Origin of the sequence: Mycobacterium kansasii ATCC 12478, from assembly GCF_000157895.3 — a bacterium.
Taxonomy (GTDB): domain Bacteria; phylum Actinomycetota; class Actinomycetes; order Mycobacteriales; family Mycobacteriaceae; genus Mycobacterium; species Mycobacterium kansasii.
The window spans coordinates 6347948-6359730 of sequence record NC_022663.1 but is presented as its reverse complement, the minus strand read 5'-3'; the positions used below and the strand labels follow the sequence as shown (position 1 = coordinate 6359730).

Sequence of the window (11783 nt, the reverse complement as noted above, 5' to 3'; positions counted from 1 at the left end):
GCACCGCCGTGTTAGCCAACGGGCGAGGCCGCTGGTTGGCAATCGCGGTCTCACTGGTCGTCTCTGCTGCCATGATCTACGCCCAAGCCACCGAGCGGCCGTGCTGCGTCCAGACCCCGACGGCAACCTCGACAAATACCGCGGCCGTGCCGCCCAGCACAGCGCCCACCGCCAGTCCGGCGGAGGTGGACATGTTGGCGGCAGGCGCACCCGTCGCCGGCCAGGACTTCCAAATGGCATTACCCGCCGGCGTCGCATCCGAGCAGGGGCTGCAGATCAAGACCATCTGGGCGGCCCGCGCCATCAGCGTGCTCTTTCCCCAGATCAGCACCATCTACGGGTTTCGGCAGGATCCCCTGAAGTGGCATCCCAACGGGTTGGCGATCGACGTGATGATCCCCGACCATGGCTCCCCCGCCGGTGTCGAGCTCGGCAACCAGATCGCCGGGTATGCCCTGGCGAACGCCAAACGCTGGGGCGTGCTCCATGTGATCTGGCGGCAGAAGCTCTACCCGGGCATCGGCGCCCCGAGCTGGACGGCGGATTACGGCTCCGAAACCCTCAACCACTACGACCACGTCCATATCGCCACCGACGGCGGCGGATACCCCACCGGGCAGGAAAGCTACTTCATCGGATCCATGCGGCCGATGCCGCCACAGTGATCGGCTGATCGGTCGATCAGAGCAAGCAGGCGCCGCTCGCTGCGGAGGCTCTGGAAATCACCGTTGAGCCCACGCCGTGGGCGCATGTCCGGCGTGGCGGCCAACGGGCAACGGGAGCGGACGATGGGCGCCTGGGTCATGCAGCGTCCTCGGCGGTCGGGTAGCCGCCTGCATGCATTCCGGGTTACCGGCCGTTCCGCCGGTTGGTGTTGAGAATCCCTGTGCCACTAGTGCTTTCGGAAAGCTGATGGTGTGGTCTACGGGTGGCCGCCGTTTCGCCGAGCTCACCCGGCGGGTAGGCTTGGCCCGTCTATGACACCGCAGGACCTGGAACAGCGCGTCACGCGAGCGGCCGAGGCCGTACTCGCGGAACGGCGATTCGTCAGCGCGATCGACGTGTTGGTCGGCCTGAACTGGCTTGCGCCGTCGCGGCTCGACATCTGGCGGCAGGGTCGTGTGGCAGCCCTGGAGCAACTCATGCAGGTCAACCCGGCCAAGGTCGCGGCAGCGATGGCGGCGTTGCGGCAGTGGGCGCAGAACCGCGGGCTCCATCCGTCGGATAGCGATTACATTGCCCGCACCCGGGACCGCCGCGAGCTGCGGTTCAGCGTCACCGGCGATGCCGCCGTCGAGCGCGCCTACCGTACCCACTGGGTTTCTCCGGACCTGTCTCAGGACGCGATCAGGCGGCAGAGCCGTCCACCGGATCTCGTGGTGATCTCGCCGCTCAAAGAGTGGACCTGCGCGGCGTGCGATGGCACCGGCGACCTGCTGTTCATGGAGGACGACGGACCCCGCTGCCTGGACTGCGCCGACCTGGGCCATCTCGAGTTCCTGCCGTCTGGTGATGCCGCGCTTACCCGTCGGGCCAAGAAGATCAGCCGGCTTTCGGCGGTGGTGGTGCGGTGGAGTCGTTCACGCAACCGCTACGAACGCCAGGGCATCCTCGCCGAGCCGGAGGCCATCGAACGGGCCGAGCAGGAATGCCTCTCCGACGCCGAGTTGCGGCTCCGACGCCGGGAGCGCGACAAGTGCGACGGGCCGTGATGGCGCCGACCCCGAGGCCGCCGACGCGGGCGCGCTCAGTGCACACGTCGCCGTCGGCGCGTGAACGTGGTGGGTTACTCGCAGACTGCCAACATCGCATCCCGTGACATGCAGTTGCTGGATCCCGGCGGCACCCCGAGTTCCCTACCGATAAGCTTTGCACTGCTTAACAATTCGATGAACCCGATGCGGCCGCGGCTTCGCGGGGAGCACGCGGCGGCAGCCACCTGACACCAGCGACAACACAGCACGCTCCGGCTGTGACGGCATCACCACCGGGTCCCCATTCGCTTCCGCGGTGCAATGCCCGGACCAGAGTCTGGCTAACCATCCTTGACCAGCTTCGCGCGGAAAGCCGGTAACCGGCCGGCGCCAAAGTCATAAAGCCGCGCCTAGCGCGGCTTGACCGAGATGCGCACCATCTGCTCATACGTCGACCGCACGCTACGTTCGAACTCGCCAAGTTGGGGTTCGCTCATTGACCTCCTCGCTGCCGCGAGGTACTCGTCGGTGACGCCGTCGACGGTTTCCAATGTGGCTCGACGGTTTCCGATGTGGCGAGGCCACGCACCAACAGGGCCTTCGCCCCTTGCGGGGTGGAGCCGGTGTCGATCGTCAATGCAACCTGCGGACGGCGCGAAAGCGCACGGGCTTTCGGGGAGGTCGGTGCCGTGGAGACAACGATGCGGTCGCCGGTCCAGTAAACCCGACCGGGACGACCCGCGGGAAGCCATCGTGTCCGTTGTAGGCGAGCCAGGCCATGGAGCCGGAGAGCAGCGTCTGGGCGCCGGAGTGGCCACGCTCCCGAGCCAACTCCTGCTTGTTCATCACACCGGCAGCCCTACCCGGTCCGCCCGGGCCTGACACCCGCAGGCACCCAGAAACGTCTGCCGGTCGGGGTTGTCAGCTGTTGCGGGTCGAGTGGTCGGTAGTCGAGGTAAGGAACGGGGCACTCTGGAAACGCATCAGGGCCAAAGGCCCTTTACTGGAGAACGGGCGAAGCCGAACCTCATTGCCTACAAGCGCAGGCGCGCAGCGGGTGATCTGGTGGCCTGGTTGCGATGGTCGATGGTGCACAAGGAAGCAAAACCGAAACGATAGGAGCTGATCGGTCTGACGAGGTTTATGGAGCACGATAGATGATTATGCGCAGGTCTTTGCTGAAAGCAGCGAATCTCCTACTGGCGTTCCTCTTTCTTGCCGCCTCGGCTCCAATCTACACGCAATTCGGACAGCCCATAAATACCGGGCCCATACGCCCATGGGAAAACAAATATCTCTCTCCGGATGAGCGGGCTGATCTGGTCATCCAGCAGATGACGCTCGACGAAAAAGTGCAGTTGCTTCACGGCTTGGGATGGCGGATCCTTCTTGAGGGAACCACGTCAGTGCCTGGTGTGCGCTCTCTTGGGGGCGCGGGTTTCATCCCCGGTATCGAGCGCTTGGGGATTCCAGACCTGCAGATGTCCGATGCCGCCGTTGGTGTTGCGCGTGGAGCCCCGCGTAGCCGCTATTCCACGGCGCTGCCTTCCGGCGTGGCTGAAGCCTCGAGCTGGGATCCAGAAATCGCATACGAATACGGCAACCTCATCGGCACCGAGCTTCGCGACCAGGGCTTCAACATGTCGTTGGGCGGCGGAGTAAACCTTACCCGTGAACCGCGTAATGGCCGCACCTTCGAATACAAAGGTGAGGATCCGATCCTCGCCGGCACCCTGGTCGGTGAGGAAATTAAAGGTCTGCAGAATCAGCATGTGATCGGCAACATCAAGCACTATGCAGTCAACGACCAGGAAGATGGCCGCCACTTCGCCAACGCCATTATCGGCAAGCGTTCGATGCAGGAGTCAGACTTGCTCGCCTTTCAGATCGGCATCCGTAATTCAGACGTCGGAGCGGTGATGTGCTCCTACAACTTGATCAACGGCACGTATGCGTGCGAGAACGATTACCTCCTCCACGATGTCCTCAGGGAGGCCTGGGGATTCAAAGGCTTCGTCGTTTCCGATTGGGGCGGAACGCACAGCACTGTGAAAGCGGCCGGAGCCGGGCTTGACATCGAAATGCCGGGCAACGACTATTTCGGCGAACCACTCAAAAAAGCGGTTCAGGACGGAGAGATTTCCCAGCACCAGCTGAACTCCATGGTTCACCGCGTCCTTCGCACTGAATTCGCCGCTGGGGTCATCGACTATCCTGCGCATCCGAAGGTGGTCGACGTAATGCATGGCTTCAAGGTCGCGCAGCGGGTTGAGGAGGCTGGCGCAGTGCTTCTGAAGAATGCGGAGAACCAACTGCCACTGGACGCGTCCTCGATCAAATCCATCGCGGTCATTGGCGGCCGTGCCGACGTTGGTGTCATCTCGGGTGGTGGTTCGGCCCAGGTCGATCCCGCCGGAGGCAATCCCGTTATTACGCCCGGCGTCAATAGCGGCGATATCATGGCGCTCCCCCCGGAATGGGTCTATCACCGCTCGCCGCCATTAGATGCTATTACCCAGCGAGCCCCTCAGGCAAAAGTTGAATATAATCCCGGAAACGATCCGGCCTCCGCGGCCGCGGTGGCAAAATCCTCCGAAGTCGCGATTGTCTTTGCTGTCCAGCATGAATCGGAAGGTACCGATCTTCCCGACCTCTCCCTCCCCTACAATCAGGACGCGCTGATCCAGGCCGTCGTGGCCGCCAATCCGCATACCATCGTGGTGCTTGAGACGGGAGGAGCGGTAACCATGCCATGGCTGGATCGGGTGAGCGCCGTGCTTGAATCGTGGTATCCGGGCATACGTGGCGGACAGGCGATAGCCGCCATTCTTTTCGGCGATGCCAACCCGTCCGGCAAGCTGCCGATCACGTTTCCGAAAAGCGAGGCTGATATGCCACATCCCGACGCGACGAAACCGCCGGCCGAGCCACGTGCCCCCACGCCCGGCTTACCCGGCCCCAGGGCTGGCGAAAAAGTCTTCGATGTGCATTATGACGAAGGCCTGAAGGTCGGCTACAAATGGTATGACGCGGAGAATAGGACGCCGCTGTTTCCGTTTGGATTTGGCCTGTCCTACACCACCTTCTCTTACTCGGAACTGAGCGTCACTCCTGGAGACGCACTTGACGTCACCGTCCGCGTCACCAATACCGGCAGGCGCGCCGGAGAGGAGATAGCCGAAATCTACGCGGGTTTGCCTGAAAGTGCGCAAGAGCCTCCGCGCAGGCTGATCGGCTGGAAAAAGGTCGCACTCGAACCTGGTGAGTCGAAAGCCGTCACCGTACATGTGGAACCGCTGCTTCTTTCCATCTACGACGTTGACCGCAACGCATTCCGGCTTATCCCCGGAGAATATTCGATATGGGCAGGAAACTCTTCGCGCGACCTGCCTCAGGCAGCAGCCGTCACCCTCCAAGGCGGGTAAATGCGACTCGGGAGTGATCCCCGGTGAGTGAATCCGCCTTGTTTTCGAGTCCGGTGCTCCCGGAGTGGGACCGGAAGCGACGATGAATCACCGGCCTGGCCGGAGCCCGGGCGAAGCCGCCGGCGGCGCCAACGACCACACATGAGCGGCGGCGCCGCACGTCGGCCAGGACCCCGCAGGTTGCTGACCACCGATCTCGCCATTGCCCCGCAACCTTGCCGACCATGTTGCCGGCCCAAACCAATCGGCCTGCCGACATTTGTGCCCGTTAGGTCTTTCATCGGAGCAACCAGGCTGCCTACGATCGCAGAGACAGTGTTCCGTGAGTCCTCGAGGAGCACGCCGATGCCTGCGATGATCGCATCCGGTCACCCTATGAGAGCTGCGATGGGTAACCCGAACCCTCATGGGTGAGCCAGCCCTGACACAGCTTTACGACGAAACGCCACCGCTCGGCGGCTCACTGAGGCTGGCCAGCCATCGTTGTTGGAAGCTGAGCGGTAACCGGATCGCGATTCTTGGGGACCTCAACTCGGGCTGGTGCATCGTCCCGGCTCCGGTGTACGACATCCTTGCAGATTTCTTCGCCCGGCCACGAGCGCCGCGGTTGGCCGATGCGGACCCGGCGTCGGCCGCCCTGCTGCGACAACTGTGGGCAGCCGGTCTTCTCTTGTCCGACGGACGTCCGAATCCGAAGACCGTGCGCTCCAGGCCTGATGCGCCGAATGCGCTGCTGCTGAAGCTCACCGGAGGGTGCAATATCGCCTGCACCTATTGCTATGACTATGACAAGACCCGCTTTCGGGCACGATTGGACGACGACCGCATCCATGAGTTGGTGGACGTCCTCATCGCTCGTAATTCCCATCTGTCGATAGCTTTCCACGGCGGTGAGCCGCTGTTGCGTTGGGACCAGATCAAACGCACCGTGAGCTATGCTCGCGAGCGTGCGGCCGCAGTGGGTCACCTGGTGTCGTTTTCGATTCAGACGAATGGCCTCTTCTTCACTCCGGCCGTGGTGGATTACCTTGAGCGAGAATCGTTTTCGGTAGGAATCTCGCTGGACGGGTCGGACGAAGAGGCCAATTCGCTGCGCGTCGTCAGGCATGGGCCGACGCCGCTGCAAGCCGTCCGGCAGCTCCTGCGTGAGTACCCGGCGTTCGCCAGAGATCGCTGCGGATTTCTGGCCGTCGCGACCAAGGCATCGGCACCTCGGCTGCCCAGCTTTGCGCTCTGGCTTCAAGAACACGAGATCGGCGGCCTGGCAGTAGGTTTTCTCGACCGAACGGGCAGGGGCGTCGACGCCGGCGACCAGCAACTGACCCCACAGGAAGCGGTCGATCTCATGCGCCGATTCGCCGACTTGGTGGCAACTGGCGAACTGACGCAGCTGGCCTTCCATCCGCTGCTGACCAGAATCAAGAATTTGTTCACATTCCAGCCGCGAGACCTGTGCGCCAAGGGACCGTGCGGCGCCGCTGCCGAATTCGTCGTGCTCGACGCCGAAGGCGCGATCAGATCATGCGATTGCGTTTATGATCCGTACTTTGAGCTGGCAGGCCCCGGAGAACCGATGCCCGAGGCCGGTCACCGTAAGAGGCTGGCAATCGTCGACCGGCACTCGAGATTGCGATCCAGCGGAACGCCGTGCGCCACCTGCGCGCTGTTCGGCCTGTGCGGCGGCACCTGCGTGGCCAAAGCAATTGCAGAGTCGGGATCAGCAGATTCGGTGAGTTCGGTCGAATGCGCGATCTCGACGTGGCTCTACCCGATCCTGCTGGAGGAGGTCGCCGCGCCGCCCGAGCGGCAGCCGCTGCTGAGCTACTTTCGACTGCACGAGCAACGGCGCGAGGCTGAGGTGGTCAGCACATGTTTGAGCTGACCGATGATGAATCGGTAGTCGTTGCCGTCAAAGCCGCTCTGGACAGTCGGGGTGTCGGACGCGCCGCTCAACTGAGCACCATGGGCGCGCTCGCGCTGAACCAAGCGTTGGTCAACAAGGTCCGGTGGGTTTGGGAGATCGTCTGCCAAGCCGTGGCCGCCCCGACATTCTCCGCAGGTTTCGACAAACACTCCTGGCTGTCCGCCTGGGCCGACTTCTACCTGCGGGCGGCGACCGAATGGAAAGAGGCGCAACGAGATCCGGCACCAAACACGGCTGACCACGCCGGCCGCCTGATCGTCGGATGGCATCATCGGAGCTGGCCGCGCCTGGCCCGGCAGTGCGGCCGCTGGGGCGCGATCGCCATCGTGGCGCGACGATCCGATTGGCTGAATTCCGTCTTCCACGGCAACGTGGTGATGATGGGAGATCTCGACCTGCGTTCTCGCCTGGAGGCCGCCTGTGTCAACGGACAGCCGATTGCGGCAATGCTGGATTACTGCTACGAACACACCCGTTCGGCGGAGTGGAGCCCGTTTCTGGGCCGGCAGTGCCGCACGCCTTCCGGAATCTTTGGCCTCGTCGCCCGCTACGACTATCCCGTGGTGGTGATGGCTCCCGAGGGCACCGGATGGCATGTGAAGTGTCAGTTCGAATCTGGGCAGACTTCACGTCAGCGCTGCGTCGACCGGGTCAACGCCGAACTGACCCAGATGATCAGCCAGGATCCGTCGCAATGGTTACTGTGGCCGTCGCTGGATCGGCGCTGGCACAGTCACCACAATTCAGATGATTCACCTAGCCGCAGCGCTGCCGGACTCCAGTAATTCCGACCCAAGGAGGAAGCCGTGGGAGACAAAGCCAAGGAGACCCGCGATGTCGTCGTGTCGCTCACCGTGCGGGTCAACGATGACGTTGACAACGAACAGTTGGCCGCCCGCATCCAAGAAGCCCTGGCCCCATTGAGCGAAAACGTCGACGAGGCGGGCGAGCTTTTCCTGCACACCGCAAGCCACGGCGACAGTCTCACTCCCAAATACGGTTATGAGCATCGGCTATGGAGTAAGGCGACCTGCGGTTAGCCAACGCGCTCCGAAGCAGGTCTGCCGCTTCAGAAAACTCGCCGTGCCAACCGCTTCGAGGATGTCGTCCGGGTTGTCGCCGAATAGCCGCAGACAATGGGTTGGGTCGGCGACGATCAGCCGGCGGTAGAACCGGATCGATTGCTCGATCTCCGCCCGGCAGAATGGGCATTGGTGTTTCTGAGGCTCGACGGTATTAGGGCCGTACCCGGTGGAATCCGCGTAGCAGCCACCGGCGCGTAGAGAGCGCGCCCAGCAGTCGCGACAGACCGGGCGGTTGTCCACGTCGGCGGCCTCGTGACTGATGAAATCTCGACGCTTGTTGTCGTTCGACTCCGCCCCCGGGTATCGCCAACCTCGTACCGGGCTGAGCCCAGATGCCGGAAGCAGGGATAAACCTTGCCGTTTGCGGCGGCGCCGAGGTAGCTGCCCGCTACGCCGCAGAACCGGGTTACCGGCTGCGGGATCATCAACCGACGCACGATCTTGGTAGTCGGTTGGTAGTCGATCGGTGCGCGGCCGGCCTCGAGATCGGCGAACATGTCGGTGCAGATCCCGGTCAGATCGGTTTGGAAATCTGGCAGCTCAGCGGGGTCCAGGCTGAAATCCTGGCCCGAGTAGGCGCCGACCTTGATGACGTGAAAATGCCTCAGCCCCAGCGTCTTTGCCTAAATCCATACGTCGCGTAGGCGGGTGGCGTCGGCGAGGACGCTGTTGACGGTGACCCGCTTCGGCACCTGGCCGGTCTGGAACTAGTAGTCCTCCGGGGAGGCGGTTGACTCGATCATCACGGGGACGCCGTATCCCAGCCCCCGACCGATGCGCAGGTCTCGACGGGGAGCTGCAGCGACGACCATGCGAATTGCCAGTGATTTAAGCCAATTCGCGTGCCACCGCATCGAATGCGTGCAGCGTGTCCAGCTGTACCTGTGGGTCCTGAGAGTCGGGCTGGCTGGACAACTTGGCGGCGACCACCTGCGCGCGGCGGTTGACGTAGATCATCTGCCCGCACATGCCCAGGCACAACACGACGTTGCTGCCCGGGTAGGGGAACCACACCTGGTTGCGGTACATGCCGCCGGGCATCGGGTTGTCCTCGGGGCTGGCGGCGAACGCCTGACGCGAGTCGGGACCACCGTCGAGAGTGTCGGCGATCCACGCCGCGGGCACCACCTGCTGGCCGGTCAACGAGGTCCCGTCGCGCAAGAACAGCGACCCGAACCGGATCAGGTCGGTAAGACAGGCGCTGATACCGCCGTCGAATATCCCGGTGCCGCCCGCGTCGCCGGCCGTGTCCAAGGCGATGGTGGCGTCGCATTGGGCGCCGATACGACTCCACAGCAGATCCGACATCAGTTCGGGCATCGGCTGACCGCCAGCGACCTCGCAGATCCAGCCGAGTACATCGGTTTCGCACGAGCGATATTCGAATGGGCCGCCGTGGGCCGACTTCTGCTGCAGGGTCAGCAGGAAGTCACGCAGCGTGGCGGGCAGGTCCGGACTGCTCTTGCGCCGCCACCCGATCACCTGCTCGCGGACGTGTATCTCCGCGGCCGGGTCGAGATAGTTTTCCGAGAACGCGATGCCCGACCTCATGTCCAGCAGGTGGCGCACCGTCGCACCGGCGTATCCGCAATTCGCCAGGGCGGTCACGTATTTCGTGACCGGGGCGGCAAGCTCGATGGCACCGGCCCCGTGCAGGGTGCCGACCACGGCTGCCACCAGCGACTTGCTCACCGAGAACAGCAGGTGCCGGGTCTGGGCCCCCATGCCGTCGGGGTACTCCTCGGCCACCATCGACCCGCGATGGGCGACAGCCCACCCCTCGGTAGCGGTGGTGGCCATCACCGCGCCAACGGTGGTGGTTACGCCTTCAGTGCTGGTCAGCGGGATGTCGGCAATCGAAGCACTCGCCACGGGCAACGCCACGGCCGGCCCCGCCCCCCGCGGGATCACCGCGGTGGGCATGAAGTCTTCGATGTGCTGGAATGACCAATGCGAATGTGGCGGCGACAGCCAGTTGTCCAGTGAGATACCGGCCGGGACGCGACCGGGTTCACCGCAGCGGCCGCTGCTCACGCTCGTGCGACGAGCCGCGAGACGATCGGTGTGGCCGGCGCCAGGGGTGTCGAGGCGAACTGTGCCTTGATGCCTTGGACCCAGCGCCGGCAGCGTTCGGTGAGCTGGTAGTCGTCGGTCTGCAGATGCCCGCGGGTGACGAGCACGCCGAGTTGGGCGCCCTCGCAACGTAAGTCGCCGGGGGCGGCGACGCGCATGTAGAAGGCCTCGGACTCGTCGAGCAGCGTGGCCCAGTCGTTGCCCTGGCGCGCAAAGGAAACGCGCCCGTCGCTATCGAGACGCCATACTCCGGTGCGTGGGGTCGCGGTGAAAAGCTCGACGTCCTGCGAAGTCTCACTGATGATCAGCTGACCCCAGACCTCGTCTTCGCCATAGCCCCGCTCCCAGCGACCGTTGATCTCCTCGATGTCCAGCTCGTATTCGACGTCCATGTACTCGAGCAGGTGAAAGAGGAACAGCGGCATGTCGGCGTAGGCCTCGGTGGTCAAGTTGGTCATCGGGCTCGCGCCGCTCAGACGCGGGTTCACCTCGCCAAGGTAGAGCTCGCCGGAGTCCAGGTCACGCAACAGGTCCACCTCGAAGTAGCCGCGGTACCCCTCACGGCGCAGGACGTCGCCCAGCTTTCGCACCATCTCGCGCGCGGCGCGCGTCTGTGCCGCCGGCAGCGCCTCGCGCCAGACGTCGTTGCCGCACCAGGCGCCCCGGTATGGAGTCAGCTCCGGGTAGCCGACGAGACTGGTCATCGCGGGGCCGATCACGGTGCCGTGGCGGGTCACGGTGCCCTCGATGCACACCTCGACATTGCGGATGCGCTTCATGACTTTGACTTCCTGGCCCGTCAGGTCAGCGGCACACTGGTCCCAGTCGCGCTGACCGCGCACGAAAAACGTTGCGCTGCCGGCATTGCCATAAGCGGCCTCGATGACGAGGTCGTCTCCCAGCCCGGCGCCCTGCGCAAGCGCCGACAACTCGTCGTACGAGCCGGCCCGCCCGATCACATGAGGCACGCTCGGTACGCCCGCTTCGTCGGCGAGCCGCGTCATGACGATCTTGGAGCCCAGACGATGGCGCAGCTCCGCCGGGGGATGCATGACCTCGAGCCCCGCCTGACGCGCGAGTGCCTGGGTTTCCTCGTCGAGCATCACGAAGCAGGCCTTGCCGCCGGGCCCGCGTCGCGCGATGAACTCCAGTGTCTCGGGATCACGCAGCAGGTGGTTACATACATCCCCCATGGACCCGAAATCAATGCGGTCGCGCCGCCGCGGCACGAACACCCGCGAATGCTCACCCTCAAAAGAGTCAAAGTAGGTCAGGTAGAAGAAGTTTCGTATCCAGCGGTCGATGCCCAGCAGGTTGAACGGGGTCGGTGAGATGAAGTACAGCGGCACCGCGTTGGTGTGAAAGAACGCGCGCACGTCCGAGATCCCGTTCAGCAGGCGGCGCTCAGGCCCGCCAGCGGTCATCATTACGCCAACCCCGGTGACGCCGGCGGCTGAGCCCGGCGCACGGACGGCGGCGGGCGCAGGGCGACGACGGTCACGGCGGCGGCGAAGTCACGAGTTTCCATGGCACAAGTGTGAACCAGTTCCGGCCCGCATGCTGGCCAGGCGTACCGCGCGCA

The 11783-nt window shown here is 64.0% G+C and carries 8 protein-coding genes and 1 pseudogene; 7 read left to right on the top strand and 2 right to left on the bottom strand.

Annotated features, from left to right (window positions below):
• Positions 1-8 precede the first annotated feature (8 nt).
• The 7 genes and pseudogenes from MKAN_RS27460 to MKAN_RS27425 all read left to right on the top strand — a co-directional run bounded on the left by MKAN_RS27460 (position 9) and on the right by MKAN_RS27425 (position 8772).
• The gene (locus MKAN_RS27460) at positions 9-665 is read left to right on the top strand and encodes a VldE C-terminal domain-containing protein (RefSeq protein WP_174893703.1); all 657 of its coding nucleotides are present in this window, start codon (positions 9-11) and stop codon (positions 663-665) included.
• A 312-nt stretch (positions 666-977) separates the two neighbouring features.
• A pseudogene (locus MKAN_RS27455) lies at positions 978-1697 on the top strand (DUF2293 domain-containing protein); the annotation flags it as partial.
• A 1154-nt stretch (positions 1698-2851) separates the two neighbouring features.
• Positions 2852-5119, top strand: coding sequence for a glycoside hydrolase family 3 C-terminal domain-containing protein (locus MKAN_RS27445; protein ID WP_198036536.1), 2268 nt, complete (start codon positions 2852-2854; stop codon positions 5117-5119).
• Positions 5120-5525: 406 nt separating this feature from the next.
• Positions 5526-7001: a radical SAM/SPASM domain-containing protein gene (locus tag MKAN_RS27440; protein ID WP_023373977.1), complete on the top strand. Its 1476-nt coding sequence runs from the start codon at positions 5526-5528 to the stop codon at positions 6999-7001.
• On the top strand, positions 6989-7828 hold the full coding sequence (locus MKAN_RS27435) for an LpxL/LpxP family acyltransferase (protein WP_023373975.1): 840 nt from the start codon (positions 6989-6991) through the stop codon (positions 7826-7828). Before MKAN_RS27440 ends, MKAN_RS27435 begins: the two co-directional genes overlap by 13 nt.
• A gap of 21 nt (positions 7829-7849) precedes the next feature.
• The gene (locus tag MKAN_RS27430; RefSeq protein WP_023373973.1) at positions 7850-8083 is read left to right on the top strand and encodes a hypothetical protein; all 234 of its coding nucleotides are present in this window, start codon (positions 7850-7852) and stop codon (positions 8081-8083) included.
• Positions 8084-8460: 377 nt separating this feature from the next.
• Positions 8461-8772: a hypothetical protein gene (locus MKAN_RS27425; protein WP_023373971.1), complete on the top strand. Its 312-nt coding sequence runs from the start codon at positions 8461-8463 to the stop codon at positions 8770-8772.
• A gap of 184 nt (positions 8773-8956) precedes the next feature.
• On the opposite strand, the gene MKAN_RS27420 is transcribed toward MKAN_RS27425, so the two are convergent.
• On the bottom strand, positions 8957-10111 hold the full coding sequence (locus MKAN_RS27420) for a serine hydrolase domain-containing protein (protein ID WP_036394282.1): 1155 nt from the start codon (positions 10109-10111) through the stop codon (positions 8957-8959).
• Between the two features lie 47 nt (positions 10112-10158).
• Complete coding sequence (locus MKAN_RS27415) at positions 10159-11628, bottom strand: biotin carboxylase (RefSeq protein WP_023373967.1); 1470 nt, start codon at positions 11626-11628, stop codon at positions 10159-10161.
• Positions 11629-11783 lie beyond the last annotated feature (155 nt).